This is a genomic window from Streptomyces sp. B6B3, assembly GCF_039871525.1.
GTDB lineage: Bacteria > Actinomycetota > Actinomycetes > Streptomycetales > Streptomycetaceae > Streptomyces.
In genome coordinates this window covers 177,125-204,087 of record NZ_JBDPLU010000010.1, presented here as the reverse complement: position 1 = coordinate 204,087, position 26,963 = coordinate 177,125, and the positions used below count along the sequence as shown (strand labels likewise).

General features: G+C 72.4%; 27 protein-coding genes. 14 read left to right on the top strand and 13 right to left on the bottom strand.

What is annotated here, in order from left to right; translation table 11 throughout:
* Positions 1 to 111 precede the first annotated feature (111 nt).
* The 7 genes from ABGB06_RS21880 to ABGB06_RS21850 all read right to left on the bottom strand — a co-directional run bounded on the left by ABGB06_RS21880 (position 112) and on the right by ABGB06_RS21850 (position 7,855).
* Positions 112 to 765, bottom strand: coding sequence for an alpha/beta fold hydrolase (locus ABGB06_RS21880; RefSeq protein WP_347591938.1), 654 nt, complete (start codon positions 763 to 765; stop codon positions 112 to 114).
* Positions 762 to 1,847 (bottom strand): ring-opening amidohydrolase, encoded by a 1,086-nt coding sequence (locus ABGB06_RS21875; RefSeq protein ID WP_347591936.1) that lies wholly within the window; start codon positions 1,845 to 1,847, stop codon positions 762 to 764. Before ABGB06_RS21875 ends, ABGB06_RS21880 begins: the two co-directional genes overlap by 4 nt.
* On the bottom strand, positions 1,844 to 3,211 hold the full coding sequence (locus tag ABGB06_RS21870; RefSeq protein WP_347591934.1) for a nucleobase:cation symporter-2 family protein: 1,368 nt from the start codon (positions 3,209 to 3,211) through the stop codon (positions 1,844 to 1,846). The genes ABGB06_RS21875 and ABGB06_RS21870 overlap by 4 nt, the downstream gene beginning before the upstream one ends.
* Positions 3,208 to 5,028, bottom strand: a complete 1,821-nt coding sequence (gene atzF / locus ABGB06_RS21865) for an allophanate hydrolase (protein ID WP_347591932.1) — start codon at positions 5,026 to 5,028, stop codon at positions 3,208 to 3,210. Before atzF ends, ABGB06_RS21870 begins: the two co-directional genes overlap by 4 nt.
* Positions 5,025 to 5,711: an isochorismatase family cysteine hydrolase gene (locus ABGB06_RS21860; protein WP_347591930.1), complete on the bottom strand. Its 687-nt coding sequence runs from the start codon at positions 5,709 to 5,711 to the stop codon at positions 5,025 to 5,027. The genes atzF and ABGB06_RS21860 overlap by 4 nt, the downstream gene beginning before the upstream one ends.
* Before the next feature lie 3 nt (positions 5,712 to 5,714).
* Positions 5,715 to 7,070, bottom strand: a complete 1,356-nt coding sequence (locus tag ABGB06_RS21855; protein WP_347591928.1) for a cytosine permease — start codon at positions 7,068 to 7,070, stop codon at positions 5,715 to 5,717.
* 80 nt (positions 7,071 to 7,150) lie between these two features.
* A complete protein-coding gene (locus ABGB06_RS21850; protein ID WP_347591926.1) occupies positions 7,151 to 7,855 on the bottom strand; it encodes a GntR family transcriptional regulator in 705 nt (234 codons plus the stop codon).
* Between the two features lie 191 nt (positions 7,856 to 8,046).
* On the opposite strand from ABGB06_RS21850, the gene ABGB06_RS21845 reads away from it, so the two are divergent.
* The 6 genes from ABGB06_RS21845 to ABGB06_RS21820 all read left to right on the top strand — a co-directional run bounded on the left by ABGB06_RS21845 (position 8,047) and on the right by ABGB06_RS21820 (position 16,559).
* Complete coding sequence (locus tag ABGB06_RS21845; RefSeq protein ID WP_347591924.1) at positions 8,047 to 8,943, top strand: arginase family protein; 897 nt, start codon at positions 8,047 to 8,049, stop codon at positions 8,941 to 8,943.
* 181 nt (positions 8,944 to 9,124) lie between these two features.
* Positions 9,125 to 10,768, top strand: a complete 1,644-nt coding sequence (locus ABGB06_RS21840; RefSeq protein ID WP_347591922.1) for an amino acid adenylation domain-containing protein — start codon at positions 9,125 to 9,127, stop codon at positions 10,766 to 10,768.
* Between the two features lie 110 nt (positions 10,769 to 10,878).
* The gene (locus ABGB06_RS21835; RefSeq protein WP_347592064.1) at positions 10,879 to 12,141 is read left to right on the top strand and encodes a hypothetical protein; all 1,263 of its coding nucleotides are present in this window, start codon (positions 10,879 to 10,881) and stop codon (positions 12,139 to 12,141) included.
* A gap of 28 nt (positions 12,142 to 12,169) precedes the next feature.
* Entirely contained in the window at positions 12,170 to 12,949 is a 780-nt protein-coding gene (locus ABGB06_RS21830; protein WP_347591920.1) for an enoyl-CoA hydratase-related protein, read from the top strand.
* A 771-nt stretch (positions 12,950 to 13,720) separates the two neighbouring features.
* Positions 13,721 to 15,148: a non-reducing end alpha-L-arabinofuranosidase family hydrolase gene (locus ABGB06_RS21825; RefSeq protein ID WP_347591918.1), complete on the top strand. Its 1,428-nt coding sequence runs from the start codon at positions 13,721 to 13,723 to the stop codon at positions 15,146 to 15,148.
* A 346-nt stretch (positions 15,149 to 15,494) separates the two neighbouring features.
* Complete coding sequence (locus ABGB06_RS21820) at positions 15,495 to 16,559, top strand: hypothetical protein (RefSeq protein ID WP_347591916.1); 1,065 nt, start codon at positions 15,495 to 15,497, stop codon at positions 16,557 to 16,559.
* Between the two features lie 68 nt (positions 16,560 to 16,627).
* Here the strand turns inward: ABGB06_RS21820 and ABGB06_RS21815 are convergent, their stop codons facing one another.
* Positions 16,628 to 17,125, bottom strand: coding sequence for a DinB family protein (locus tag ABGB06_RS21815; protein ID WP_347591914.1), 498 nt, complete (start codon positions 17,123 to 17,125; stop codon positions 16,628 to 16,630).
* A 36-nt stretch (positions 17,126 to 17,161) separates the two neighbouring features.
* Entirely contained in the window at positions 17,162 to 17,806 is a 645-nt protein-coding gene (locus ABGB06_RS21810; RefSeq protein ID WP_347591912.1) for a class I SAM-dependent methyltransferase, read from the bottom strand.
* 217 nt (positions 17,807 to 18,023) lie between these two features.
* On the opposite strand from ABGB06_RS21810, the gene ABGB06_RS21805 reads away from it, so the two are divergent.
* Positions 18,024 to 18,851 (top strand): helix-turn-helix transcriptional regulator, encoded by an 828-nt coding sequence (locus ABGB06_RS21805; protein WP_347591910.1) that lies wholly within the window; start codon positions 18,024 to 18,026, stop codon positions 18,849 to 18,851.
* Positions 18,841 to 19,050, top strand: a complete 210-nt coding sequence (locus ABGB06_RS21800) for a DUF397 domain-containing protein (protein ID WP_347591907.1) — start codon at positions 18,841 to 18,843, stop codon at positions 19,048 to 19,050. The genes ABGB06_RS21805 and ABGB06_RS21800 overlap by 11 nt, the downstream gene beginning before the upstream one ends.
* Positions 19,051 to 19,188: 138 nt before the next feature.
* Here ABGB06_RS21800 and ABGB06_RS21795 read toward each other — a convergent pair whose 3' ends face one another.
* The gene (locus ABGB06_RS21795) at positions 19,189 to 19,704 is read right to left on the bottom strand and encodes a levansucrase (RefSeq protein WP_347591905.1); all 516 of its coding nucleotides are present in this window, start codon (positions 19,702 to 19,704) and stop codon (positions 19,189 to 19,191) included.
* Positions 19,705 to 19,715: 11 nt separating this feature from the next.
* On the bottom strand, positions 19,716 to 20,111 hold the full coding sequence (locus tag ABGB06_RS21790; RefSeq protein WP_347591903.1) for a helix-turn-helix domain-containing protein: 396 nt from the start codon (positions 20,109 to 20,111) through the stop codon (positions 19,716 to 19,718).
* A gap of 93 nt (positions 20,112 to 20,204) precedes the next feature.
* Between ABGB06_RS21790 and ABGB06_RS21785 the strand changes: the two genes are divergently transcribed.
* Complete coding sequence (locus ABGB06_RS21785; protein WP_347591901.1) at positions 20,205 to 20,612, top strand: RidA family protein; 408 nt, start codon at positions 20,205 to 20,207, stop codon at positions 20,610 to 20,612.
* A gap of 78 nt (positions 20,613 to 20,690) precedes the next feature.
* Here the strand turns inward: ABGB06_RS21785 and ABGB06_RS21780 are convergent, their stop codons facing one another.
* Positions 20,691 to 20,903, bottom strand: a complete 213-nt coding sequence (locus ABGB06_RS21780) for a hypothetical protein (RefSeq protein ID WP_347591899.1) — start codon at positions 20,901 to 20,903, stop codon at positions 20,691 to 20,693.
* A gap of 152 nt (positions 20,904 to 21,055) precedes the next feature.
* Complete coding sequence (locus ABGB06_RS21775) at positions 21,056 to 22,072, bottom strand: alcohol dehydrogenase catalytic domain-containing protein (protein WP_347591897.1); 1,017 nt, start codon at positions 22,070 to 22,072, stop codon at positions 21,056 to 21,058.
* A gap of 306 nt (positions 22,073 to 22,378) precedes the next feature.
* On the opposite strand from ABGB06_RS21775, the gene ABGB06_RS21770 reads away from it, so the two are divergent.
* The 5 genes from ABGB06_RS21770 to ABGB06_RS21750 all read left to right on the top strand — a co-directional run bounded on the left by ABGB06_RS21770 (position 22,379) and on the right by ABGB06_RS21750 (position 26,925).
* Positions 22,379 to 23,944, top strand: coding sequence for a PQQ-dependent sugar dehydrogenase (locus ABGB06_RS21770; protein WP_347591895.1), 1,566 nt, complete (start codon positions 22,379 to 22,381; stop codon positions 23,942 to 23,944).
* Positions 23,945 to 24,124: 180 nt separating this feature from the next.
* Entirely contained in the window at positions 24,125 to 25,267 is a 1,143-nt protein-coding gene (locus ABGB06_RS21765; RefSeq protein WP_347591893.1) for an ATP-binding protein, read from the top strand.
* On the top strand, positions 25,264 to 25,929 hold the full coding sequence (locus ABGB06_RS21760) for a response regulator transcription factor (protein WP_347591891.1): 666 nt from the start codon (positions 25,264 to 25,266) through the stop codon (positions 25,927 to 25,929). The genes ABGB06_RS21765 and ABGB06_RS21760 overlap by 4 nt, the downstream gene beginning before the upstream one ends.
* Before the next feature lie 23 nt (positions 25,930 to 25,952).
* Complete coding sequence (locus ABGB06_RS21755) at positions 25,953 to 26,177, top strand: hypothetical protein (protein WP_347591889.1); 225 nt, start codon at positions 25,953 to 25,955, stop codon at positions 26,175 to 26,177.
* Between the two features lie 97 nt (positions 26,178 to 26,274).
* Entirely contained in the window at positions 26,275 to 26,925 is a 651-nt protein-coding gene (locus tag ABGB06_RS21750; protein WP_347591887.1) for a hypothetical protein, read from the top strand.
* Positions 26,926 to 26,963: the final 38 nt, after the last annotated feature.

Genomic DNA, 26,963 nt, shown 5'->3' with positions numbered 1-26,963 from the left:
GTCACTGCCGGACAGCGGTGGCGACAGCCCTCAATTCGCCGCCGTCTGGACGCCATCCGGGTACCGCGTACCGGGCCGGCAAGCGCGCCTGCCGCTACCAGGGCGCCGTCATCATCGCGGCCATCGACGGCCGAGTGCGGCCTGTTCGCGGATCGCGGTGGCGAAGGCGGCCGGGTGTTCGAGGTGTACCGCGTGGGCGGTGTCCGGGAGCGTGCGCCAGGGAAGGGCGCAGTGGCGGCCGAGCGCGGCCACCGAGGCGTGGCGGGCGGGCGGCGAGTCGCCGCCCACGGTGAGCAGGACGGGGCCGCAGCCCGGCGCCGGAGGAGCCGGCTCGAAGGCGCGGAACATCGCGAAGTCGCGTTCCACCTCGGCCGGTTCGTCCGACGCCTCGGCCGGGGCCCAGGCCGGGCCGTAGAGGGCCCGGCCGAATCCCGGCACGCCGCCGGTGCGCAGGCCCTCGGCGACGTGCGTCAACAGGCCGGGCGCGAGCGATCCGGCGGCGGGCTCGTGCAGCACCGCCGCCCGCAGCGGCACGCCGTGGGCGGCCAGGGCTAGGCCGAGCGTGGCGCCGCCGCTCACGCCGGCCACGACCGCGCCGGCGCAGAGCCCCGCCAGCGCCTCGACCTCCGCGTCGAGATCGCCGGAGCACGGGCGTCGCGGACAGAGCACCTCGAACCCGGCGGCCCCGTCGAGGTGCGGCAGCACCCCGCGCCAGACGCGCGGCGTGGTGGCGGCCCCGTGGATCAGGACCAGGCGCGGCGTCACGGCGCCGCCGGGTCGGGCACCCGGTAGACGACCGTCACCCCACCGCCACCGGGCGGCCCCTGGTGTTCGGCGCCGCCGGAGACGTAGAGGGCCGGCTGCCCGGCGAGTGCCGCCAGCAGCCCGCCGACGGCGGCCCTGGCGTGCCGGGTGGCGGGCACGTCGGAGTCGGTGAGCATGGTGTGCCGCTCCCCGCGCACCCGTCCCGACGGGTCGGCCTCCGCCTTGGCGAAGACCTGCACCACCTCTCCGCCTTCGGCGGCGACCCGTCCGAACAGCTCCCGCAGCGCGTCGAGGTCGATGGCGTCCCGCATCTCGCCGTGGACCGCCCGCAGCGGGTTGCCGGCCGCCCGGCTGGTGCCCAGCACGAGAACGTGGCAGTCGGTCAGTTCGGCGCCCGAGCTGGCCGAGGCGCGTGAGGACCAGACGGTGTCGGTCCGCTGTGCGGTGAGCGCGTCCAGGGCGCTGGCCTCCTCGCACTCCCCCAGCGCCAGGGCGACTCCCAGCGCCGAGGCGGCGCGGGATCGGGCCATCGACTCGTAGGTGTCCTCGGTCACCGGCTCCTCACCGGCGGCTCGGCAGGCGGCGATGCGCTCGCTCGTCAGCAGCGGGCACTTGACGAGCACGAGATCGACCTCGTCGGCGGAGAGCCCGAGCCGTTTGACGAGTTCCGCGACCAGCTCGCGGACGGCGGCGAGTTGCGGTTCTCGGCCCAGCTCGCCCGGCGCCAGGTCGCGGGTGCGGCCCGAGGCCGCGACCAGCCCTCGGTCGTGGCCCGGGTGGTGCGGTCCGGGATCGGCGACGACGAGGTTGACGTGCGGGCTGAGCACGCCCTCGGTGCCGCCGGAGAAGACCGTGACGGTCTCCGGCGGCAGCACCGGCTCCCACCGGGCGGTCGCCAGGGTGCGGCTGAAGTCGTTGACGCAGCCGTTGCCCTCGGTCTTGCCGACCACGGCGAGCACGTCGTCGAGGGCGTATCCGGCGTCCCGTAGCGCCTCGACCGGGGCCAGGTCGCCGGGATGGGCGATGGGCACCCGCAGCAGATCGACGGAGGCGGTGGGGGCGGCGGCGGCGGCGGGGTTCATGCGGATTCCTTACGGCCGAGGCTGAGGTGGTTGAAGAAGAGGTTGAGCGCGAAGGCGACGATGACCGCGCTGGATATCGAGCCGCCGGCGACGATGCGGAACCAGGAGGGGAACTCCGCGTACAGCGTGGGGGCGACGACCGGCACCATGCCCACGCCCAGCGCCAGGGCCACGATCATGCCGTTGTGGGTGCCGTCGTAACGGACCTCGCTCAGCGTGCGGATGCCGGTGATCGCGACCATCGCGAACATCACCAGGCTGACCGAGCCGATCACCGGTCCTGGCAGGGAGGCCACCACCTCGCCGAGCTTCGGCGTGAGCCCCAGCAGGACCAGCAGCAGACCCCCGGCGGCCGTGGTGAACCGACTGCGGACCCCCGTCATCCGCACCAGGCTCACGTTCTGGGCGAACACCGTGTCGGGGAACGAGGTCGCCACCCCCGCGGCCGTGCCGGACAGGCCGTCGGCGGCGAGGCCACGGGCCAGCTCCGCGCGCCCGACCGGGCGGCCGGTCATCTCGCCGACCGACATCAGGTACGCGGTGGACTCCGCGAAGACCACCAGCATCACCACGCACATCGACACCACGGCGGCCAGCGGGAACTCCGGCGCCCCGAAGTGGAACGGGTCGGGCGCCCCCAGCCAGTCGGCCTCCCCCACGGAGCCGAAGTCGGTCATTCCGAGCAGCGCCGCCGCTCCGGTGCCGGCCAGCAGGCCGATCAGCACCACCAGTTGGGCGACGAAGCCGCGCGCGAAACGGGTCAGGACCACGATCAGCACGACCACCCCGGCGGCCAGCGCCAGCCGGTCGGTGGCGGCGTAGTCGGGGTCGGTCGGATCGTCCCCGGCGATCAGGCTGACCGCCTTGCCGACCAGCGACAGGCCGATGACGGTGACCGCGGTGCCCCGCACCACGGGCGGGAAGAACCGCACCAGCCGGGCGAACGGCCAGGCGATCAGCATCCCGAAGACGCCCGCGGCGAGCATCGCACCCCAGACGGCGGGCAGGCCGTACTCGCCCTCGATGGTGATCATCGGGGTGACGGCGGTGAACGAGGCACCCGCCACCACGGGCAGCCGGGCGCCGAACAGGCGGCTCGCGCCCAGGCTCTGCACCAGCGTGATGAGTCCGGCGACCAGCAGGTCGGCGGCGATGAGCAGCCCGATGGTGTGGGTGTCGAGGCCGGCGGCGGCGCCGAAGACCAGGGGCACGGCCACGCAGCCCGTGTACATGACGGCGACGTGCTGGGCACCGAGCGCGCCGAGCCGGGTCAGCGGGAGTCGCTGGTCGACGGGGTGCGGACGGGCGTCGGGGGTGGTGTCGGGGGTGCTGCCGGGTGTGGTTGTCGACGGGTCGGCGGTCATGACGGGTGCCTCTCGTTCGGTCTGGTCCCCGTGGTGTGGAGGCGGTGCAGGTAGATCCGCCAGTCCTGGTGTTCCGAGATGTCGGGGGCGTTCAGCGCGGCGTGGTGCTCGCAGAGGAAACCGGTGGCGCTGGTGCCGTCGTCCAGTCGCACCCGGCCCAGCGTCATCGGCTCCGGCAGCGCGGCGAGGAAGCGGCCGAGCGCCGCCGGGGGGAGCGCCCAGAGCTCGCCGGCGAAGGCCCGGCCCGCGCGGCCGTCCGGCAGCCGGAGCAGCCCGGGCCGGGGCGGGCTGCCCGGCAGCGCCACCATCCGGTAGTGCGGCGCGGTGCGGACCGGGCGAAGCAGGCGGGCGCCGAGCGCGGTGAGTTGGGGGTTGAGCGGCTGGCCCGACAGGTGGGCGCCGAAGACGGCGAGGGGCAGGCCCGGCGGGCCCCAACCCGTTTCCCCGTGCTCCGCCGGGTCGCGTTCCGGTTCGGGCGCCAGCAGGGCCGCGACGTCGGCGGCCACCCGGTCGGCGAAGGCCCGCGCGATGACGGTGACCCCGAACGGGCCGCCGTCCGCCTCTCCGGCCGGGACCGCCACCGCCGAGAGGTCCAGCAGGTTGACGAAGTTGGTGAAGGTGCCCAGGCGGCTGTTGACCCCGATCGGGTCGGCCGCCACCTCGGCCAGCGACGGGTGGCAGGGCGCGGTCGGCAGCAGCAGGGCCTCGCAGTCGGCGAGGAGCTCCAGGGCCCGCTGCCGTAGCTCCGCGAGCCGCCCCAGGTCACTGGCGTAGCGGTGGGCGGGGATCCGCCCGGCGTCCTGGATGATGGCGCGCACGTTCGGATCGATACCGTCCGCATCGGCATCGGCATCGGCATCGGCATCGGCATCGGCGCCGGCGCCGGCGCCGGCCTGTGCGGCGATGAACTCGCCCACGGCGGCGAACCGTTCGGCCGCGAACCCGCCCCCGTACAGCAGCTCCGCCGCTCGGAGGAACGGTCCGATGTCCACCGGCACCAGCACCGCCCCGGCGGCGCGGAGCCGCCGCGCCGCGCCGGCGAAGGCGGCCCGCCAGGACGGGCTCAGCAGCGACTCGATCGGCCCGCCCTCCCGCGGCACGGCGACCCGCGGCGCCGGCGAGGCGGCCAGCGGAGCGTCGGAGGGCCAGTCCCGGGTGGTGGCCACCCCCGGACCGCCCCCGGCCATCAGCGCCGCCACCGTCTCGGCGTCGCGCAGTCCGGCGGCGAAGACGGTGACGCAGTCGAAGGAGCGGGCGGCGGGCACCACGCCCTCGGTCGGCACCAGGCCGATCGTGGGCTTGAGGCCGACGATGCCCTGGAACGCCGCGGGGATGCGCCCGGAGCCCGCGGTGTCGGTGCCGAGGGCGAAGTCCACGATGCCGAGCGCCACCGCCACGGCCGATCCTGAGCTGGAGCCGCCGCTGACCCGTTCCGGGTCGTGCACGGCCCGGACGGCGCCGTACGGGCTGCGGGTACCGACGAGTCCGGTGGCGAACTGGTCGAGGTTGGTCTTGCCGAGCAGGACTCCCCCGGCGTTCTCCAGCCGGGTCACGGCGGGGGCGGTGGTGGCGGGGTGGTAGGCGTAGGAGGGGCAGCCGGCGGTGGTGGCCAGCCCGGCCACGTCGATGTTGTCCTTGACGGCGAACACCCGCCCGGCGAGCGGGAGTCGTTCCCCGGCCGCGGTTCGGGTGTCGATCGCCTCGGCCTCGGCGAGCAGTTCCCGCTCGGACCTGACCGCGATCCACGCCTCGGGCCGTTCGCCCGCGTCGAGCGACGCCAGCGCCCGCCGCACCCGCGCGACGGCCGTGTCGCTCACGGGGCGTCCCGCAGGGCCGTCAGGAACTGCTCGCTGGTGGCCACCGCGCCGAAGATGCCGCCCTGCATGGTGATCATGTGCAGCGCCGCCTCGTGGTTGCTCCGCTCGGTGGCGCCGGTGCAGTCCGACAGCAACAGGCACTCGTAGCCCCGGTCGTTCGCCTCCCGCATCGTCGTGTGCACGCACACGTCCGTGGTGATCCCGGTCAGCACGAGGTGGGTGATGCCACGGGTGCGCAGCACCAGGTCGAGGTCGGTGGCGTAGAAGGAGCCCTTGCCCGGCTTGTCGATCACGAGCTCGCCGTCGGCGGGGGCGACCTCGGGCACGATCTCCCAGCCGGGTTCGCCGCGCACCAGGATCCGGCCGCAGGGACCGGCGCTGCCGATCCCTGCGCCCATCCGCTCCGAGCGCCAGCGCTTGTTGGCGGGCAGGTCGGAGAGGTCGGGCCGATGGCCCTCGCGGGTGTGGATCACCGTCATCCCGGCCTCCCGGGCGGCGGCCAGCACCCGCGCGGTCGGCGCGAGCCCGGCCCGGGTGAGGGAGATGTCGTAGCCCATCGCCGCCACGTAGCCGCCCGCGCCGCAGAAGTCCGTCTGCCAGTCGATGCACAGCAGGGCGGTTCGGGCGACGGCGATCTCGCCGTCGAACGGCCAGGCGTACGGGGTCGCGTTGATGCTGCTCACGGTTCAGGTCCTTTCGGGTGCGGCGGCGGGTGCGGCCGCGCGGGTGCGGAGCAGGCGCTCCGCGGCGAGATGGATGGCGGCGGCGGCGAGCACGCCGGTGACGGCCTCGCAGTACTGCGGCCCCTGGTAGTGGACGAGCGTCGCCAGCCCGGCCCCGCCCGCCCACGCGGCCATCGCGCCCGGCCGCACCCCGTGCCCGCGCGCCCGGCCCTCCCGGGCGCGTCGGCGCGACGGCAGCTGGTCGACGATGATCACCGCGCCGATGGGCGGCACGAAGACGCCGAGCAGCGTCAGCCAGGTCTCGAAGTGCTCCCACACCCCGGCCAGCGCCACGACCAGGCCGAGCGCCCCGATGACGGGAACGAGGCGGCGCATCGTGGCGCCGGTGAGCTGGCCCCAGCCGACCGCCGCGTTGTAGAGGCAGTGCGCCGAGACCGAGCCGAGGTTGACGAAGACGAAGACGACGGCGGCGGCCGTGAGCCACCCGCCCTCGTCGGTCAGCAGCCCGAGGAAGTCCCCGCCCGCCGAGCCGGGCGCGGCGGCGGCGCCGGCGGCCACGACGACGGCGCCGACCAGCAGGGCGAGGAGGTTGGCCACCGGGAACGCGGTCAACGACGCCAGCACGGCCTCGCGTCCGTTGCGCGACCAGCGGGTGAAGTCGGCCGTCATGGTGCCGGAGTCGATGAACCCGGCCACCACCATCGTCACGCAGGCCCCGAACGCCAGGGTGCCGCCCGCCGGGGCCTGGCCCTCGTAGGCCAGCACGTCGCCCGGGCTCGAGTCGCGCAGCGCCAGCACGATCGCCACCCCGCCGAGCACCAGGTACATCGGCGCCGCGATCCAGCCGATGGCGGCGAGCGCGCGGATCCCGGCGTAGGCGACGGCCACGTACAGCACGCCCGCGATCGACACGGTCGCCGCCGTGTGCCAGCCGAGCGCCGCGTGGAGCGTGGCACCGGTGAGCCCGACCTGGAAGGCGAACCAGCCGATGACGACGGTCGCGAGGAACGCCGAGGCGAGGGTGGCGCCGCGCGGGCCGAAGGTGACGGCGGCGATGCGGGTGAAGGTGTCGCCGGTGCGCCCGGCGAGGTAGCTGAGGGCGCCGACGTAGCCGCCGAGGATGAGGCAGCCCAGCAGGATGGCGACCAGGCCGGTGGCGAAGCCCAGGTGGTAGACGATGACGCCGCCGAAGACCGCGTTGGTCAGCACCATCGGGAAGCCGAACCACACCGAGGAGACCGACAGCAGGGAGCGGCGGTGCTCCTGCGGGACGGGACGGTCCTCGAACTCGTCGGCGAGCTCGATACCGGAGGACGAGTTGTCCGGTGGGCGCGCGGTTTCCGGGCGGGCGGTGGTCATGGGTGTCTCCAGGGAGCGGAGGGGAGCGGAAGGGAGCGGAAGGGACGAGAGCCGGGGAGGCGCGTGCGGGCGGAGGCGGATCAGCCGTTGTGCAGCGCCATTCGGGCGATGGCGCGGGCGGCGCGCTCGCCGACCACGTCGAGCGACGCGCCGACGTGCTCGCGCAGCGCGGTCAGCGCCTCGGGCAGCCGGCGGGCGAGCACGTGCTCGACGATGTCGAGGTGCTCGGTGACGGTCAGCTCGATCCGGTCCTCGGTGAGGTAGTCGTACATACGGACGGGCCGGATGCGGGTGGTCACCGACTCCAGGGTCTCGGTGAGGCGGGGGTTGCCCGAGGAACGCAGCAGGGTGTGGTGGAAGTCCTCGTCCTGGAGCACGAACCCGGGATCCGGTGCCGGCATGTCGCCGCGCAGCGCCCGCCAGTGGTCGCGCAACGGCTCCAGCAGCTGGACGTTGTGGACGACGGAGTCCGACTCCAGCGCGCGGGCGATACCGCGGAGCTCGACGGTGATCCGCAGCTCGTACAGGTCGCGCAGCTCGGCGAGGTTGGGACGGGCGGCGTAGTAGCCGTCGGGGTGCCGCTCCACGAGGCCGTCGGCGACGAGGCGGACCAGCGCCTCGCGCACCGGAGTGCGGGAGACCCCGAGCCGCTCGGCCAGCTGCACCTCCACCAGTCGCGTGCGCACGCCGAACTCGCCCATCAGCAGCATCCGGCGCAGTTCCGCGTAGGTCTCCTCGCGCCGGTTACGGACCGTGCGCTTCGGCTCGGCCGCCGCTGTGGACATCGCTGTATACACGGGTGCATCCATGGGCGGGGACGCTAGGCAGCGGCGGTTTCCATGGCTTTGACCTCAGGTTTTCGCGATGTTTCGGCGTGTTACAGATCGAACGCCCGTGTTACCTCCCGGCCGGGGACATCACGGCGCGTTGCCGTGTCAGGGCCCGCGCGGAGGGGTTCTGTGGTGGTATGCCCCCCATGGAGACTCATCGGTTCGCCGTCGTCGAGGCGCCGTCCGCGCTCGGCCTGCGGAACGACGGCGTCGCGCGGCTGCCCGAGGCGCTGCTCGCCACCGGGCTGGCCGAGCGGCTCGCCGCCCGACGCGCCGGCCGCGTCGAGCCGCCGCCGCGCGAGCCGGAGCCCGACGCCGACACGGGCGTACGCAACGCGGACGGCGTCGCCGGGTACGCGACCCGGCTGGCCGCGGCGGTCGGCGACGTGCTGGACCGCGGGGAGTTCCCCGTGCTGCTGGGCGGCGACTGCTCGATCCTGCTGGGCAGCATGCTGGCGCTGCGCGATCGCGGACGCCATGGCCTGCTGTTCGTCGACGGCCACGCGGACTTCTACCAGCCGGCGGCCGACCCGGAGGCCGAGGCGGCGTCGATGGAGCTCGCCTTCGCCACCGGCCGCGGCCCGCGGCTGCTGGCCGACCTCGAAGGACGCGGCCCGCTGGTGCGGGACGAGGACGTCGCCCTGTTCGGCTTCCGGGACGGCGAGCAGCAGGCCCTCGACGGCTCCCAGCCGGTCCCGCCCCGGCTGCCCACCTGGGACCTGGCCAAGGTGCGGCGGCTGGGCGTCGAGGGCGCCGCCCACCAGGCCGTCGACCAGGTGACGCGGCCCGAGCTGGCCGGCTTCTGGATCCACCTCGACGCCGACGTCCTCAACGACGCCGTGATGCCGGCCGTCGACTACCGGCTGCCCGGCGGTCTGGCCTGGCACGAGCTGGCGACCGTGCTCGACACGGCGATGGCCTCGGGACGGGCCGTCGGCTTCGAGGTGACCATCTACAACCCGGACCTCGACCAGGACGGCGTCGCGGGGCACGAGCTCGCCCGCCTCATCGGGCGGTCGCTGGCGGGCGACCCGGCGGCGTGAGCGTTCGCCGACGTCAGGCGTTGTTCTAATTTCAATCAAAGTCTGAGACCGTCGATGGGTCCGTAAGTGACCTACGGGGTTTGGGTGTTCTTTTGCGGTCGCGGGGGCGAAACGGGGGGCCGCAGTGAGCTGCCCCGCCTTGACCCCCGTAGGGCCTCCTACGAGAAGGGCCTGCACCGCCATGTCACCTGCCATACCGCGCGTCATCGAACGCGCCAGCTCTCTACGAACGGCGCCACCACCACCTCCCGACGACTCCGGTCCCCCCTGGACCTCGCCCCTGCTTCGTCGGCTCAGCGAGCGCGACCGGCGGCTCTTCCAGTCCTACGGAAGAGGTCCCAGCCGTCCGGTCCCGCACACCCACGTCCACCACGCCTTCGAGGCACACGCGGCGACCCGTCCCAGCGCGGTGGCCGCCGAGCACCTGGGCGACTCCCTCACCTACGGCGAACTCGACCGGCGGGCGAACCGGCTCGCGGCCCGACTGGTCGGGCTCGGCGTGCGGCCCGGCGACCGGGTCGCACTGTTCACCCGCCGGTCCCTCCCGATGCTGGTCGGCCTGCTGGGCACGCTCAAGGCCGGCGCGGCGTACGTGCCGCAGGACGTCGGCATCACCCCGACCGCCCAGCTGCGCCACGTACTGACGGCGACCGGGGCGCGGGTGGTGCTCACCACCTCCGACCACGCCGCCGCCATCCCGCCGCCCGAGGCGGGTCCCGCCCCCACCGTGCTGGCCGTCGACCGGCTGGTCGACGAGCCCGCGGGACCGGGGACCGACCACCCGCCGCCCACGCCCGACGCCTCGGGCGACGACGGCTGCTACGTGCTCTTCACCTCCGGCACCACCGGCATGCCCAACGGCGTCACGGTCACCCACCGCAACGTCTGCAATCTCCTGCTCACCCGGCCGGGAGATCTCGGCATCCGACCGGGCGACCGCGTCGCCCAGATCCTCAACGTCGCCTTCGACATGGCCGCCTGGGAGATCCTCGGCGCGCTCTGCCACGGCGGCACCCTGGTCGTCCGCGGCCCGGACATCGCCGCGGCGGTGCGCGAGGCGCACGTCGTCGTGGCGACGCCCACCATCCTCAGCACGCTCGACCCCGACCGTTGCGGCCGGGTGCGGACGGTGGCCGTCGCGGGCGAGCCCTGCCCGCGCGCGCTGGCCGACCGGTGGGCGCGCGGCCGCACGTTCTACAACGGCTGCGGCCCCACCGAGACGACCATCGTCAACACCATGCAGCGCCACTCGCCCACGGCGGCCCGGCTCACCATCGGCCGTCCGACGCCCAACAACACCGTCTACGTCCTCGACGAGCGCGGCCTGCCGTGCCGCATCGGCGAGACCGGCGAGATGTGGGCCGGCGGCGCCGGCGTTTCCGCCGGCTACCTCGGCAATCCCGAGCTCAACGCCGAGCGCTACCAGCCCGATCCGTTCCTCGGCCCGGGACACCTGATGTTCCGCACCCGGGACCTCGGGCGCTGGACGTTCGACGGCGAGCTGGAACATCTGGGCAGGACCGACGACCAGGTCAAGATCCGCGGCTTCCGCGTCGAACTCGACGCGGTGTCCGCGGTCCTGGAGGCGATGCCCGGCTGCTCCCGGGCGGCCACGCTGAAGCTCGACGACCGCACCCTGGTGTCCTTCGTCGCGCCCGGCGACCTGTCGGGGACGGCCGCGCGGGCGGCCGTCGCGGCGGCGCTGCCGTACTACTGCGTCCCGGCCGCCGTGCTGCCCCTGCCCCGGCTGCCGTTGACCAGCCGGGGAAAGATCGACAAGGCGGCGCTCCGCGCCCTCGCCCCGACCGAGGGGGCGGCCTCGTGACGGCCCCGACCGCGACGGGACAGAGCACGACGGGACAGAGCGCGACCGGACAGAGCGCGACCGGACAGAGCGCGACGAGCCCGGTCGTCCCGGCCCCGACCGACACCCGGGTGGACCTCCCACCGCCGACCGGGCTGCTGCGCCGGGCGTTCAAGCACCCGCTGCTGATGCACTACCACCGGCTCGCCGCCCTGGTCTGGGCGGCGAACCTGGCGGCCCTCTGGTACGGCATGGCCGACGGCGACCTTGCGGCCCAGTCCGTCTCCCACCTGACGCTGGCCAACCTCACGCTCGCCGTGCTGGTGCGCCAGCAGTACGTGATCAACGGGCTGTTCTGGCTCGCCACCCGGGCGCCCACCCGGTGGCCGCTGCGGGTCCGCTGGACGCTCGCGAAGGTCTACCACTTCGGCGGACTGCACGTCGGCGGCGCCACCGCCGGCACGCTGTGGTTCCTGGTCCTGCTGGTCCTGCTCGTCACCCGCGGCGCGCCGGCCGGCGTGCTGGCGGTGTCGTGCGTGCTGGCCCCGCTGCTGCTCGTCCTGGTCGGCACCGCGCTCCCGCCGTTCCGGGCGCGCTTCCACGACCACTTCGAGCGCATCCACCGGTTCGGCGGCTGGACGGTGCTGCTGCTGTTCTGGGTGCAGACGCTGCTGGTCGTCGCGGACCGCGGCGGCTCGCCGTGGACCGCCGTCGAGACGTGGCTGCTGGGTCTGGTGACGATCAGCGTCGCCCTGCCCTGGCTGCGGCTGCGACGGGTCGAGGTGGTCGTCGAGCGGCCGTCCCCGCACGTGGCGTTGGCGCACTTCGACCACGGCGTGACGCCGTTCGCCGGATCCTCCACGGCGATCAGCCGCAGCCCGTTGAAGGAGTGGCACTCGTTCGCCAACGTCCCGGCGCCCGGGCGGACCGGCTTCCGGCTCACCATCTCGCGGGCCGGCGACTGGACCGGGTCGTTCATCGACGACGCGCCCACCCGGGTCTGGGTCAAGGGCATCACGACCGCGGGCGTCGCCAACATCGAGACCCTCTTCACCCGGGTCGTCTACGTCGCCACCGGCAGCGGCATCGGCCCCTGCCTGCCGCACCTGCTCGCCCAGCTGGTGCCGGCCCGGCTGGTCTGGGCCACCCGCGCCCCGCGCCGCACCTACGGCGACGCGCTGGTGGACGAGATCCTCGCCGTGCAGCCGGAGGCCGTCGTCTGGGACACCAGCGAGCACGGCAAGCCGGACCTGGTGGCGCTCGCCTACGCCGCCCACCGGGACTTCGGCGCGGAGGCCGTCATCTGCATCTCCAACAAGTCGACGACCTGGAAGGTGGTGCACGGTCTGGAACGGCGCGGCATCCCCGCGTACGGCGCCATCTGGGACTCCTGACCCGAACCCTCGAACCGGAGGTTGATCCATGCCCCACGAACACACGCATCTGAAGGTGGAGCAGGACGGTCGGGTCGTCACGGTCCGCCTGCACCGCCCGGAGGTCCGCAACGCGCTCAGCTCCGAGGTGCTGACCGAACTGGTCGCCACCCTGGAGCCGCTGGACCGCGACCCGGAGGTCGGCTGCCTCCTGCTGACCGGCTCCGACCGGGTCTTCGCGGCCGGCGCCGACATCAGGGAGATGGCCGACCGGACCGCGGCGGAGATGTTCGCCGAGGACTACTTCGCGGGCTGGGAACGCTTCACCGCGCTCCGCACGCCCAAGGTCGCGGCGGTCGCCGGCTACGCGCTGGGCGGCGGCTGCGAACTGGCGATGATGTGCGACACGGTCATCGCCGCGGACACCGCCGTCTTCGGACAGCCGGAGATCCGCCTCGGCGTGATCCCCGGCATCGGCGGCACCCAACGCCTCACCCACCTGGTCGGCAAGGCCAAGGCCATGGACCTGATCCTCACCGGCCGCACCATGGACGCGGAGGAGGCCGAACGCAGCGGCCTGGTCGCCCGGGTGGTGCCGGCGGACCGGCTGATGGACGAGGCCACCGCGATGGCCCGCACCATCGCGTCCTACGGCAAGGCCGCGGCCATGGCGGCCAGGGAGGCCGTCGACCGCGCCCTGGAGGTCGGGCTGGCCGAGGGCACGCGCTACGAACGCCGCGTGTTCCACGGCCTGTTCGCCACCGAGGACCAGAAGGAGGGCATGCACGCCTTCCTGGACAAGCGCCCGCCCACGTTCACCGGGCGTTAGCCACACCCACCCGTCGGGCCGCCGCCACACCGGCGGCGGCCCGGCGGCCCCCGGAGGGCGGTCAGCGGTCAGTGCGTCAGCCCTCCTCGTCGGGCGAGAAGGTGAAAAGGACGCCGACCGGGAGCTCGGCTTCACCCATGAGGACGAGAACCATCTGCGGGGATCGCCCGCCGTGCGCTCGGGCTGAGTCCGACGCAGGCCAGCGGACTGTTCGACGCGGGCACCACCCTGGCGGACCTGGAACGGCTCGTCAGGCAGTTCACGGGGAGTCCCACGCATCGCCCGTGACCAGCAGCCCACCAGACCCTTCGCCCGGCCGGCGGGAGCTGAGGGCCGGCCTCAACTCCGCTGGATCTCCCAGTCAGGAGGTTGCGTGCGCCCCGCCGCGTCTCATATCCCTGCATGCGGTGCGGACCCCGAAAATCAGGCCACTTAGGCTGCCGGGCGCACCCGATCAGGGGCGCGGTCTTGACGACGAGGGCCACCTGATGCAGGTTATGTTTTCGAGTCGTACGAAGAAATTTTCGGTCATGTACGGCATTCATGAGACGTACGAGGACTGGCCAGCCGTCGGTCGGATCCAGCACCGCCCAGTTCTTCCAAGGCGCGATCGCCACCTTGCCCCTCCCCGCGAGGAGATTGATCTTCCATGTCCTGGCTCTCTGCGGAGCTCTCTCTCCGCCCGCTCTCGCGGTGGTCACCGAGGGCGGGGCCGACCGGAATGGTTACTCAGGGATCAGTCAGGGATCAGTCAGAGATCAGGAGGTTCCCATGCGAAGAAAGAGAAGTATCAGCCACGGGCATCTGTCCGCGGTGCTCACCGCCGCAGTTGCGGCCCTGGCCGCATTAGCGGCGATGCTCGTGGTCAACCCGGCTCAGGCAGCCACCACCGGCACCGTGCGCGGCGTTGGTTCCGGCCGGTGTCTCGATGTGCCGAACGCCAGCCAGACCGAGGGCACGAACCTGCAGGTCTGGGACTGCCACGGCGGGACCAACCAGCAGTGGACGCTGACGGACAACAACCAGCTGACGGTGTACGGCAACAGGTGCCTGGACGTGCCGAACCACGCCACCACGGCCGGGACCAAGCCGGTGATCTGGGCCTGCAACGGCGGTACGAACCAGCAGTGGCGGGTGAACTCCGACGGCACGGTCGTCGCCGTGGAGTCCGGGCTGTGCCTGGACCTGTCAGGCGGCGCCACGGCCAACGGCACGGCGGTGCAGCTCTCGGCGTGCAACGGCGCCAACAGCCAGAAGTGGACCGGCCTGTCCACGCCGGGCGGCTCGTGTTCACTTCCCTCGACGTACCGCTGGACGTCGACGGGTGCACTGGCGCAGCCGGCCAACGGGTGGACCTCGCTGAAGGACTTCACCAACGTCGTCTACAACGGCCAGCACCTGGTCTACGGCTCGAACGTGTCCGGGGGAACCTCCTACGGCTCGATGGCCTTCGCCCCCTTCACGAACTGGTCGGACATGGCCTCGGCCACCCAGACCAAGATGAACCTGGGCATGGTGGCGCCCACGCTGATCTACTTCGCGCCCAAGAACATCTGGGTGATGGCGTCCCAGTGGGGCCAGTGGCCCTTCTTCTACAGCACCTCCACCAACCCCACCAACCCCAACAGCTGGTCCGCCCCGCAGCCGCTGTTCACCGGCAGCATCCCCGGCTCCGACACCGGCCCGATCGACCAGACCCTGATCGCCGACGGCAACAACATGTACCTGTTCTTCGCCGGCGACAACGGCAACATCTACCGGGCCAGCATGCCGATCGGGAACTTCCCCAGCAGCTTCGGCTCCTCCTACACCACCATCATGAGCGACACCAAGGCAAACCTGTTCGAGGGAGTGGAGGTCTACAAGGTCCAGGACCAGAACCAGTACCTCATGATCGTCGAGGCGATGGGCGCCAACGGGCGCTACTTCCGTTCCTTCACCTCCTCCAGCCTGAACGGTAGCTGGACCCCGCAGGCCGCCAGCGAGAGCAACCCCTTCGCCGGCAAGGCCAACAGCGGCGCCACCTGGACCAACGACATCAGCCACGGTGACCTGGTCCGCACCAACCCCGACCAGACCAAGACCATCGACCCCTGCAACCTGCAGTTCCTCTACCAGGGCCTGCCCACCGGCACACCGCCGGGCACCCCCTACAACGCGCTGCCCTGGCGGCCGGGCCTGCTCACGCTGCAGCGCTGACCGCCCTGCTGACCGAGACTCGCCACCTTGAGGAACCCCAGCCGCGCGGCGGCTGGGGTTCCTCTCTTTCGTGACAGCCCGAGAGGGCCCAGGCGGGTGCTGCGTCCCGCCACCCTGCGGACGCGTTCGCGAGGGCGGCAGCGACGGTAGACCGCCGTCCCGAGACCCCTTTCCGATCGTTCCCGGCGACCCGGAGCGGAATTGACCCATAATTTGCTGCGGAAATGAATGCCTTGACGCTTTAGCAAGCGCTCTCTATGCTTCCAGCGCTCTGATTGGCAACGCATCGAAAGCGATATTTTCGACGTGCCTCCTTCGACATCGACCTCGGGAGGAATGCGCACTCATGAAGCTTCGAGAACTGCTGTTCCGACAACGATCAGTCACCGCCATCATCGGCACGGTGGTCGCCTCGATCGCGGCGATGGGACTGACCACCGTCAACGGCGCCACCGCGGCACCCGCACTCGCCTGCGACGAGGAGTTGCAGGGATGGGCGACCGTCGAGGGGAACGGCCTCAGCACGACGACGGGCGGCGGCGACGCGACCCCGCAGGTGATCACCACGCTGGAGGAACTGGAGCAGTACGGCGGCGACGCGACGCCGCGCGTCCTGGTCGTCTCCGGAACCATCACGACCGGCTCCTACGCGGTGGACATCGCCAGCAACAAGACGCTGGTCGGCGCCGACGAGAACGCGACCATCCACGGCGGAATCAACATCCGCGAGGGCAGCAGCAACATCATCGTCCGCAATCTGAACTTCCACGGATTCTGGCCCGACCCCGGCCCTGACGACACGATCGCCGCCCGGGGCGCGCACCACCTCTGGTTCGACCACCTGAACGTCTGGAACGCCGGCGACGGCCTGATGGACCTCACCCAGGGCTCGGACTTCATCACGGTGTCCTGGTCGAAGTTCTGGTACACGGACACCTCGCACGACCACCGGCTCGCCAGCCTCGTGGGCTCGGACGCCTCTCCCGACCAGGACGCCACGGACGCGGGCAAGCTGAACGTCACCTACCACCACAACTGGTTCGCCGAGGCGGTGGACCAGCGCATGCCGCGAATCCTGTTCGGCAAGGGCCACGTGTTCAACAACTACTACACGTCGACCGACAACGGTTACGCCGTCGGCGTCGGCGCCCTGGCCTCGGTGCTGATCGAGAACAACTACTTCAAGGACGTGAACAACCCGCACCAGTTCATGTACGTCCGGCCCTCGTACATCACCGCCGAGGGCAACATCTACGACGACACCAGCGGCGTCCAGGACACCGGCGCCGGCGGCGAGGGCGGCGGCGTCACGCCCTTCACCGACCCCCCGTACGACTACACGCTGGACGACGCCGACGACCTGCCGAAGACGGTCAGCGGCTGCGCGGGACCGACGCTGTCCCTCATCTGAGCCCGGCCTGGCCGTGCGCCGCGCGACGCCCGCGCGGCACACGGCCGCCCGGGCTCGGCCCTTGACATTCAGGCCAGTTGGTGGCGGATGTCGAGCAGGTGGTGGCGCAGTTCGTGCAGGGTGTGCACGGCGAGCCAGCGCAGTGAGCGTTCCTCCCGCTCGGGGAACGGGTAGATCAGCGCGCGCTCCCAGTCGGCCGGCGACAGCCGGTCGAGGACGTTGGCGAACAGCGTCGCCGCGTCCCGTAGTTGACGGGCGACGTCGGCGGGCCGCTGGTCGGCGTACCCGTCGTGCTCCACCCGTTCGTCGCGCCCCATGGACTCGGCGACGGGCGTGTCCCCACGCCGCGCGGCCAGTACTCGTTCCCGCTGGACGAGCAACACGTCGCGCATGTGGCAGGCGTACTCCAGAGGCGACCACACCTCGGGGGACGAGCGACGCCGCAGGGCCGGCGGGTCGGCTCGCAGCAGGTCCGTGTAGGCGTCCGCGTGGCTCGTGACGAGGGTCGAGACCGTGGGAGCCAGAGCGAGGTCGTACTCGAAGCCGCATTCCAGGCAAGCCGTCATGCGGTGACGCTAGCAAGCGCTTCCCGGGCCGGTCCGTCAGCCGGCGCGGCGGGCCAGGAGGTAGCCGCGGCGGGTGTCGGCCTCGTGGGCGTAGGGGGCGCGTTCCATGCGCATCTCCACGACGAAGCCGGCCGCTTCGAGCAGCCCGGCCACGTGCGCCGGGTCGAGGAAGCGGAAGTCGAGATCCACGTCGTGGCCCCACCACTCGTCCAGGTGCCGCACCTCCTCGCCGACGTGGAAGGAGAGGAGCAGAAGTCCCAGGGGGCGAAGCACGCGCGCCATCTCCCGGAAGGCGCGGTCGCGTTCCTCGGGAGCCAGGTGGATGATCGTGTAGAGGGCGACCGCGGAACCGAACTCGCCGTCCCTGGCGGGAAGGTCCAGCAGGTCACCCTGCCGGAACGACACCCCGTCGAACCGGCGACGGCCGGCCTCGATCATGCCGGCGGACAGGTCGATCCCGATCGCCCGCGCGCCGTGGTCGACGAACCACGCCGCCACATGCCCGGGACCGCAACCGAGGTCGGCGATCGGCGCGTCCGGCGCGGTCTGCTCCAACAGGGCGGCGAGCAGCGCCCGGTCGAGCGGCTTCTCGGCGATCTCGCCGAACAGCCGCACCGCGTACTCCTCGGCCACGGTGTCGTAGCTGCGCCGCACCGATTCGTGCTGGACGTGATCACCCATGTGGCTCAGCCTGCCATCACGCGGCGCGGGGCTGACGGGTGGGCCGCCACTCGCCGTCACGTCATCGCGCCGCGCTCACGGAACGGTTCGACACCGCTCCTTCCTGTCTCGGGAGCCGGTCACTCATGACACTCAAAACCCGCCAGACTCGTCGCGGTCTCGATACTCTTGCCGTTGTCGAATCCGAAATGACTTTGTAGCAAACGGAGGTTCAGCAATGGAGCTGAATCCTGACGACGAGCGAATGACACCGCGCGAGGTTTTGGCCAGACATTTGCGGCGGCTGCGGGAGGGCGCGGGACTTTCGCTGCGCGGGCTGGGAGAGGAGCTCCGGTACCAACACACCTACTTCGGCCGGATCGAGAACGGCGGTCAACTGCCGTCCGAGGCGCTGGCGAAGGCGATCGACGACTACTTCGGCACGGGCGGGCTGTTCGCGGACCTGCTGAAGGCAGACCGCGACGCGAAGATCCCGGACTACGGGAAGGTGCTGCGGAAGGAGAAGGAGGCTGTCCGCATCCATAGCTTCAACAGCACCGTCATCCCTGGGCTGCTCCAGATCGAGGAGTATGCGCGGGAACTCACGCGCAACGGGCAGGCATGGGACACCGAGGAGCAGATCGAGCGGTGGGTCGCCGACCGAATGCGCCGCAAGCGGCTGTTCGAGCGTGAGGTGCCGCCGCAGTACCTCGTGGTGGTGGACGAGGCGGTGCTGGCCCGGCCCGTCGGCGGGTCCCGGATCATGTGTAAGCAGTTGGAGCACGTGCTGGCGGCGGTCGAGAGTGTCTACAACACCGTGCAGGTGGTCCCGTTCGCCGAAGGAGATCACGGCATGGCGGGCGGCACCGTCACACTTCTCACCCTGGCTGATGGGACTATGATCGGCCACGTCGAGGGCCCAATGACGGGTGAGCCGGTCATGGCACCGGACCGGGTGATCAAACTGTCCCGCAAGTTCGACAGGGTCCGATCCAAGGCGCTCTCGGAGGAACGCTCACGTCTCCTGATCCTGCGATACCTGAAGGAGTACGGCCATGCGTACTAGGCACCTCTCGGACGCGTCGGTACTTAGCGAACGCTGGCGGAAGTCGAGCTTCAGCAACGAGGAGGGCGGCGACTGCGTCGAGGTGGCCGATGGCATACCCGGCATAGTCCCCGTCCGGGACAGCAAGATCCCCGCCGGCCCGGCCTTGCTCGTGAACGCCCACGCCTGGCAGGCGTTCGTCACCCACGTCAGCCGCTAGGAACTCGTTGCTGGTCCCCGGTTCCGAGGCGGCGTTGCCGGGGCTGTGACGAACGGCTGGTGCCCTGCTCGGCGGCGTGTGATGACGACCCGACCTCCCGGATCACCGCCGCCGCGGCCATCATCAGAGCGCACCGACTCAGGCCGACATGGAAAAGGCGCTGCCCGAGAAGTAGTAGTCGCTCTTCTGCAGCAAATGCGACGCGTAAGTTCGGCCGATGATGGGTGAACCGCGATACACCCCCACGTACCGGCGTATCACATCCACGACCACGGGGCGGGCGAAGCAGGCGAACTGTGTCCGCTGCTTCTGCTCGGCCCAGGCCACCGCCTGCGGATCGATCCTGGTGCTGATCAGGGCGGGGAAGACAGCCACCCCGGTCTGCAATCCCCTGGGCAGACCTCCCTTGTGGGCCTTGGCGTACCGAATCGCGTGCTGGGTGAAGTCGGCAATCACCGGAACGGTAATCTCCGGAACGGCCGCGGCCAGGGTGAACAGGTGCAGCTTGGTCGCCCCCCACCCCACCCGAAAGTCCGACCGGCGGCCGATCAGCACTGGCGTGCCGCCTTCGTTGTGCCACCGCGGGGAGCAGCCGTCGGCGGCCAACTTGTCCCCCACCGAACTGAGATACGCAGGCGTCGGGTCAACCGTCATGCTCGCGATTTTCACATGGCAGCACTGCCAGCGTCGAAGTCGCGGCGGGCGGACTCGATGTGGGCGAGGTAGCGCTGGGTCCAGGCGCACATTCCGCTGACCGCCTCGCGCAGGCCCTGGCCCGGTTCGGTGAGGGTGTACTCGACCCGTGGCGGCACGGTGGGGTAGACGGTCCGCTCGACCAGGCCGTTGCGTTCCAGGATGCGCAGGTTCTGGGTGAGCATCTTGTGGCTGATGCCGTCGACCTCGTTCCGCAGGGCGCTGAAGCGGAGCGTGCGTTCGCCGAGCGCCTCGATGATCAGGAACGCCCACTTGTTGGCGACGTCCGAGAAGATCTCCCGCGCCAGGGAGTCGGCGCGGGTCAGGTCCGCCTCGTCGTGCGAGCCCGCGAGCTGCTTGGTCACCATGAGGTTCCCCAGTCACCGAAAAGTTCGTTCTTCCAGGTCAGCCTTCACTCTCCTATGGTTCCCGAGTAACCACAAGAGAGCAGGAGACGCGGTATGGCCCTCACCCTCGTGAACCCCGACGGACTGCCCACGGTCGACGTCTACCGACAGGTGTCGGTCGCGTCGGGCTCGAAGCTGGTCTTCCTCGCCGGACAGGTCGCCAAGGACGCCGACGGGGTCACGATCGGCGAGGGCGACCTCGCCGCCCAGGTCGAGCGGTGCTATCTCAACGTCGCCACCGCCCTCGCCGAGGTCGGCGCCTCCTTCGACGACGTGGCGAAGCTGACCGTGTACGTCGTCGACTGGACCGCGGACCGAATGCCCGCTCTGCTGGCGGGGATCGAACGGGCCGCGGCGGAGCTGGGAACAACCCCGGTACCGCCGGCCACGCTGGTGGGCGTCGCCGCCCTCGCCGCGCCCGACATGATGGTCGAGGTCGAGGCCACCGCGGTCATCGACTGAACAGGGAGTAGCCGACGGCGCCCGCCGGGTCCCCTTCCGGGGCCGGCGGGCGCCGTCGGTGTCATGAGAGGGCGCGGGTCAGGCGTCGTTCTCGCAGGTGTTGGTCTCGCGGGAGAAGACGTGGATGGGAGCGGAGGCGATCGCGGGGTGGTTGATGATGCAGGTCTGCTTGACGGGTGAGAGCAGGTGGTAGTCGATGTCGAAGATGGGCTGGGCGGTGGCGGTGCCGACGGACCCGATCAGGCCGGCCGTGGCAAGAGCGAATGCGGTGAGGGCGGTGCGGACGCGCATGGGCTGAGTCCTCCTGGCGATACGTCAGGGCCGCCCGGTGCGGCCCTTCGGGCCGAGGCTTCCGCATGCTCGCGAGGATGCCGCCGCACGCCACGACCAGGCACAACGGAGCCACCTGGACGGCCGAACGGACCCGCCCGCGTCAGGCGCGGTCAGGCGCGGGGGTCGATGTGGAACTTGGGGCCGGGGCCCGCGCCGGGCGGCCGGGTGCCGGCGAGGATGTCGGCCGCGGCGTCGAGGCCCCGGGTGGCGGCCATCAGCGGCCGGGGATCGACCGCGCCGGACGCGTAGGCGGCGATCGCCGGGGCGAGCCCGGCCGAGGCGCCGAGGATGCCGACGGCGGTGACGTCCCGCAGCACCAGGGTCCGGGTGTCGACGGTGCTGGGCCGGGCGGCCAGGCCGATGCAGACGACGCGGCGGCCCGGCTCCACGAGGTCGAGGGCCCGGGCCGGGAGCTCCCGCGCGGTGGAGGCGTCGATGACCGCGTCGTAGGGCTGGTCGTCGGGCAGGTTCTCGGCGGTCCAGGCGCCGTGCACGCCGAGGGTGCGGGCGAAGGCCAGCGACGGCTCGGTCACGCCGAGCACGTGCACCTCCGCGCCGCGGGCGAGGGCGAACGCCGCCGCGAGCAGGCCGATCGTGCCGGGGCCCGCCACCAGCAGCCGCTCGCCGGGCGCCAGCGCCGCGGCCTCGACGGCGCGCAACGCGTTGCCGCCGGGCTCCACCAGCGCCCCGGCCGTGGCGTCCACGGCCGCCGGCAGCGGGTGCAGGGCGCCGGCCGGGACGGTGAGTTGCTCCGCGAGCGCGCCGTGCCAGCCACCGCGCACGCCGATCTCGAAGCGGTCGTCGCACACGTGGTGCCGCCAGGCGCGGCAGCGCCGGCACCGGCCGCAGCCCAGCATGGTGTCGGCGGTGACGCGCTGCCCGAGCCAGCCGCGCTCCACGCCGTCGCCCAGCGCCGTGACGACGCCGCACCACTCGTGGCCCGGGCGCATCGGGTAGCGGGCGTGGCCCTGGTGCAGGTACGCCATCGCGCCGGTGAAGAACTCCACGTCGGTGCCGCACACGCCGGCCCGTTCGACGTCGACGACGACGTGGCCCGGCGCGGCGGTCGGCGGCTCGACGTCCTCGACGCCGCCGCGCCCCGGTTCGGTGATGACGAACGCTCGCACGCGGTCTCTCCTCCTCGTTCGGTGGAGTCACCCTGCCCGCCGTCGGGACCGCTGGAAAGGGGTCCGGAGGGTCCGGGCGCGACCAACCGTCGGGCCCCGCACCGCGGTTCGCCGACGTCGCGGCGGTCGAAGCGCTTCCGTGAAGGGTTGTGACGGGTTAATGTCCCGCAAGGCACGTCGGAGCACGGAACCTGACTGTCCTGCCCGAATACCCGTCGCTTGTGCGTTAGTTGTGACGGATTCCGGTCTGGTTGTCGAGGCCCGCACGCGCCGCCCGTCCCGAGGTAACTCTCTTTCGGAGCCGACATGCCAAGACGACGCTGGGCAGGATCGCTGCTGCTCGCTCTGTCGCTACCGCTTCTCATCCCGCTGGCCGCCTCGGCAGCCCCCGAATCCCCGTCCGCCGACTCCTCCGTCAGCGCGTCCACCGCTGCCGCGTCAGCCGAAACGGCCGCCGCCACGGTGCCGTTGGAGGAGGTGACCGCGAGCGCCACCCAGGTCGCCTCGGGGCTGCGCCGCCCCATCGCCATCGCCGCGCCCGACGACGGCACCGACCGGCTGTTCATCGCCGAGAAGAGCGGCAGGGTCCGCGTCTACCACCCGGACACCGGCCTCGCGACCGCCCCGCTCATCGACATCACCTCCTCCGTCGCCGAGACGGGCAACGAGCGCGGGCTGATCGGCATGGCCCTCGCGCCCGACTTCAACGAGAGCCAGGAGCTGTACCTGGCCTACACCGCCCTGCCCGACGGCGCCGTCACCCTGGGCCGTTACTCGCTGGCCGACGCCACCCTGGAGCCGCTGATCTCCCAGGAGCACGCCGAGTACAGCAACCACAACGGCGGCCAGATCACGTTCGGCCCCGACGGCTACCTGTACTGGGCCATCGGCGACGGCGGCGGCTCCGGCGACCCGTTCGACAGCGGCCTGCGGCTCGACACGCTGCTCGGCAAGATCCTGCGCGTCGACGTCAGCCGCAGCTGCGGGGACCTGGCCTACTGCGTTCCGGCGGACAACCCGTTCGTCGGCGTCGCGGGCGCCCGCGAGGAGATCTGGATCTACGGCGTGCGCAACCCGTGGCGGTTCTCGTTCGACGAGGCCGACGGCTCGTTGTGGATCGGCGACGTCGGCCAGGGCCGGTGGGAGGAGATCGACCACCTGAAGCGCGCCGAGCAGGCGGGTGCCAACCTCGGCTGGTCCTGCCGCGAGGGCTACGAGGTGTTCGACGAGGCCCAGTGCGATCCGGGCGGCGACTACACCGACCCCGTGTTCACCTACTCCCCCTACACAGGCGGCTGCGCGGTGATCGGCGGCCGGGTGTACCACGGCGAGCAGTACGCCGACCTGGTGGGCGGCACGTACATCGCCACCGACTACTGCTCCTCGTCGGTCTGGGCGCTGCGTTCGGACGGCCGCGGCGGCTATCTGCAGGCGGAGATCGGCGAGATGCCGACGCAGGTCACGGCGTTCGGCGCCACGCCCGAGGGCGAGTTCTACGTCGTCAACGACCTGCCGGGCGGCCTGCACCGGGTGTCGTTCGAGCGGACCGAGCCGACCTGCACCGTCACCGCCGACGTGCGGGCGTGGGGCACCGGCATGACCGTGGACCTCACCATCACCAACAACACCGACACCGCGATCGACGGCTGGTCGCTGGAGTTCCCCCTGCCCTGGGGGCAGACCATCATCTCCGACTGGGCCACCACCATCTCCCAGTTCGGCGACATGGTCACCGCCACCAACGGCGACGGCAACGGCCGGATCAACCCCGGCGCCAGCGTGACCTTCGGCTACCTGGCGGAACACACGGAAGGCGCGGGACCACCGGGTCGCTACCTGCTCAACGAGGCGACCTGCGCACACGGCGACTGACCACCGCCGTCCCTGGGGCCCGGGCCGGCAGCCCTGCTGTCGGCCCGGGCCCTTCCGGTTCCCCGTCGGCCGGCCGGCGCGCCCAGGTGCCGATCGGCACCGCGGACTCCGCGTTCCGGCCGGTCCGGGTGCCGTTCGGCACGGGCCAGGGCCCACACCGGGCCGGCTATCCTCCCGGGCATGTCCACGCCCCTGCGGAGCCCTCGCCCGCCCGCGCTGGCCTGCGCGGCGGGCCTCGTCTCGTTGGGCGGCACCGCGTGCGTCACCGCGGTCGGCGGCCAGTACGGGGAGGGTGAAGGCCCGGGCGTCGGCTGGCAGTTCGCCGAATGCGGGGCGCTGCTGCTCCTACTCGCCCTCGCGGCGCGCGCCGCGCACGGCCGGGCGCAGCTGTGGGCGCTCGCGCCCGCGGCGATCGCCGTGCCGACGCTGCTCCTCCGGTTCGACCGCGGCCCCGTGAGCGCCGCCGTGGCGTTCCTGGGGGTCGCCACCTGGGCGCTGCTCGCCCTGCTCGTCGCCGCCGCCGGCCGCTACCTCGGCTGGCTCGACGCGCGACGGGTGCGCGCCGTGGCCGCGGCCCGCCGGGCGCAAAGCTTGCAACTCGCCCGCGACCTGAACGACTTCGTCGCGCACGACGTCAGCGAGATGCTGGCCCAGGCGCAGGCCGGCCAGATCGTGGCGGCGCACGATCCGGAACGGGCCGCCGACCTGTTCCGCGGTATCGAGCTCGCCGGGCAGCGGGCCCTCGCGGCCATGGACCGCACGGTCCACATGCTGCGCGACGGCGACCCCACCGGCGGTGAGTCCGCCGAACCCCACACCCGTCTGCCCACGACGGCCGACCTGCCCGAACTCGCCGCCAGGTTCAGCGCGGTGGGCGGCGCGCACGCCCACCTCGACCTGGACCCGGCGGCCGCGCGCGTCGAGGACCGGGCGCTGGCCACCACTGTCTACCGGATCGTGGTGGAGGCACTGACGAACGTGCGCCGGCACGCGCCCACCGCCAGCCGCGTCGACATCACCGTGCGCCGGCTGCCGGGCGCGCACGGCGACACGCTGCGGGTCACCGTCGCCGACGACGGCCGCGGCACGTCCGCCGTCGCGGCGGGACTCAGGCGGCGCCGCGGCGGACGCGGTCTGCCGGGGCTGACCGAACGGGTCGCCGCCCTGGGCGGCAGCCTCACCGCGGGCCCGCGCTCGCGTGACGGAAACGGCGACGGGGACGGGGACGGTTGGCGGCTGTCCGCGGTGCTGCCACTCGATCCCGTGCCGAGGGCGGCCGTTTCGGCGCCGGCCGCGCCCGCTCCGGCGGGGCCGCGAGAATGACCCGCGTGCCGATCCGCGTGCTGCTCGCCGACGACCAGGCCGCCGTGCGCGGCGCGTTCCGGATCATCCTCGACGCGCAGCCGGACATCACCGTGGTCGCCGAGGCCGGGGACGGCGACTCCGCCATCGCCCAGGCCCGACACCTCCGCCCCGACGTGGTGCTGGCCGACATCCGGATGCCGGGCGCCGACGGCCTGGAGGTGACCCGACGCCTGGCCGGTCCCGGCGTCGCCGACCCGCTCAGGGTCGTGGTGGTGACCACCTTCGACCTGGACGAGTACGTCAACACCGCGCTGCGCGACGGCGCCTGCGGTTTTCTGCTCAAGCGGTCGGGCCCGGCCCTGCTCACCGAGGCCGTGCGCGCGGCGGTCGCCGGCGACACCCTGATCAGCCCGCAGATCACGGTGCGTCTGCTGCGCCGGCTGGCCGCCCCGGCGCCGCACCGGCCGGGCCGCCCGTCCCCCGAAGCGCTCACCGCCCGGGAGCGCGAGATCGTGGCCCACGTCGCGCGGGGTCACACCAACGCCGAGATCGCCCAGGCCCTCGGCCTCTCCCCGGGCACGGTGAAGAACCACCTCGCGGCCGTCCAGGCCAAGCTCGGCACCCGCAACCGCGTCGAGGTCGCCGCCTGGGCCTGGGACACGGGCGAGGCGATCCCGTGACCGCCGGCCCCTAAGATCGCACGATGGACCACCTGAAGTGCACCCAGTGCGGTGCGGTCGGACTGGAACAGGGCTTCGTCGAGGACTCCGGCCAACACTCTCGGGGCTACGCGCGCTGGATCAGGGGTCCGCTGGAACGCGGGGTGTTCGGCGGTGCCAAACGGATGGGCCGGGAGCGGATGCGCATCGAGGCCCACCGTTGCCCCCGCTGCGGGCACCTGGAGCTCTTCGCCCTCCCCGACGAGTGACCCCCGTGCCGAGGGGCACGGGACCCCAGATCGGGGCCGGCTGAAGGGCCCGATCGGCACATGGCCGGCCAGGTCCCCCGGCGCCGACCCTTGATCCATGAGCCCGAAACACCAGAGCCCGAACCGCCAGAGCCCGCAGCGCCCGAACCGGAAGACAGCCTCGATACCGCGCAGGCTGACCGCCCTGTCCTGCGTGGCGGCGGCCGCCCTGACCGTCGCGGGGAGCGCGTCACCCGCGGCGCCCACCCCCGCCCGCCCCGAGAAGGCGAGCGTCGTCGGGTCGGCGCGCGTGTTCTTCCACTACGCGCCCGACGACGACATCCGCTTCGCCTTCGACGCCCACCGCGCGCCGTTCACCCGGCCCACGGACGAGGCACCCCAGGGCACCCCGACCGACGCCCGGGGCACGGTGACGTTCACCCACCGGTTCGCCGGCGAGGACGTCACCTACGTGGTCGAGGCGGAGGTGGACTGCCTGCTGACGGGCGGCCCGGTCGCGACGCTGACGGCGATCGTCACCTGGTCCTCGCACGGCCAGACCGAGGTGGGCCAGCGCCTCGGATTCAGCGTCCACGACGGCGACGCGGACGGGGCCGGCGGTGGTCAGGACCGCATGGGCTTCTCCTGGGGCGCGGCGGACGGGCGGGACCTGCGCCCCTGCCTGGCCCCGGCACCGTTCACGGAGGTGACCGCCGGGGACTACACCGTCCGGCACGCCAACGTGCCGCCGATGCCGCAGGGAGGTTAGGCGGTTACCGGCGGGGGCACGCCCCCGCCGACCGGCTG

Bases quoted from the DNA above. Each gene is read 5' to 3' on its own strand.
- ABGB06_RS21875 (WP_347591936.1), bottom strand. From the start codon at position 1,847: ATGAACCCCGCCGCCGCCGCCGCCCCCACCGCCTCCGTCGATCTGCTG.
- ABGB06_RS21845 (WP_347591924.1), top strand. From the start codon at position 8,047: ATGGAGACTCATCGGTTCGCCGTCGTCGAGGCGCCGTCCGCGCTCGGC.
- ABGB06_RS21815 (WP_347591914.1), bottom strand. From the start codon at position 17,125: ATGACGGCTTGCCTGGAATGCGGCTTCGAGTACGACCTCGCTCTGGCT.
- ABGB06_RS21855 (WP_347591928.1), bottom strand. From the start codon at position 7,070: ATGACCACCGCCCGCCCGGAAACCGCGCGCCCACCGGACAACTCGTCC.
- ABGB06_RS21765 (WP_347591893.1), top strand. From the start codon at position 24,125: ATGTCCACGCCCCTGCGGAGCCCTCGCCCGCCCGCGCTGGCCTGCGCG.
- ABGB06_RS21850 (WP_347591926.1), bottom strand. From the start codon at position 7,855: ATGTCCACAGCGGCGGCCGAGCCGAAGCGCACGGTCCGTAACCGGCGC.
- ABGB06_RS21780 (WP_347591899.1), bottom strand. From the start codon at position 20,903: ATGCGCGTCCGCACCGCCCTCACCGCATTCGCTCTTGCCACGGCCGGC.
- ABGB06_RS21820 (WP_347591916.1), top strand. From the start codon at position 15,495: ATGAAGCTTCGAGAACTGCTGTTCCGACAACGATCAGTCACCGCCATC.
- ABGB06_RS21840 (WP_347591922.1), top strand. From the start codon at position 9,125: ATGTCACCTGCCATACCGCGCGTCATCGAACGCGCCAGCTCTCTACGA.
- ABGB06_RS21805 (WP_347591910.1), top strand. From the start codon at position 18,024: ATGGAGCTGAATCCTGACGACGAGCGAATGACACCGCGCGAGGTTTTG.
- ABGB06_RS21800 (WP_347591907.1), top strand. From the start codon at position 18,841: ATGCGTACTAGGCACCTCTCGGACGCGTCGGTACTTAGCGAACGCTGG.
- ABGB06_RS21830 (WP_347591920.1), top strand. From the start codon at position 12,170: ATGCCCCACGAACACACGCATCTGAAGGTGGAGCAGGACGGTCGGGTC.
- ABGB06_RS21755 (WP_347591889.1), top strand. From the start codon at position 25,953: ATGGACCACCTGAAGTGCACCCAGTGCGGTGCGGTCGGACTGGAACAG.
- ABGB06_RS21795 (WP_347591905.1), bottom strand. From the start codon at position 19,704: ATGACGGTTGACCCGACGCCTGCGTATCTCAGTTCGGTGGGGGACAAG.
- ABGB06_RS21785 (WP_347591901.1), top strand. From the start codon at position 20,205: ATGGCCCTCACCCTCGTGAACCCCGACGGACTGCCCACGGTCGACGTC.
- ABGB06_RS21825 (WP_347591918.1), top strand. From the start codon at position 13,721: ATGCGAAGAAAGAGAAGTATCAGCCACGGGCATCTGTCCGCGGTGCTC.
- ABGB06_RS21770 (WP_347591895.1), top strand. From the start codon at position 22,379: ATGCCAAGACGACGCTGGGCAGGATCGCTGCTGCTCGCTCTGTCGCTA.
- ABGB06_RS21870 (WP_347591934.1), bottom strand. From the start codon at position 3,211: ATGACCGCCGACCCGTCGACAACCACACCCGGCAGCACCCCCGACACC.
- ABGB06_RS21760 (WP_347591891.1), top strand. From the start codon at position 25,264: ATGACCCGCGTGCCGATCCGCGTGCTGCTCGCCGACGACCAGGCCGCC.
- ABGB06_RS21750 (WP_347591887.1), top strand. From the start codon at position 26,275: ATGAGCCCGAAACACCAGAGCCCGAACCGCCAGAGCCCGCAGCGCCCG.
- ABGB06_RS21790 (WP_347591903.1), bottom strand. From the start codon at position 20,111: ATGGTGACCAAGCAGCTCGCGGGCTCGCACGACGAGGCGGACCTGACC.
- ABGB06_RS21810 (WP_347591912.1), bottom strand. From the start codon at position 17,806: ATGGGTGATCACGTCCAGCACGAATCGGTGCGGCGCAGCTACGACACC.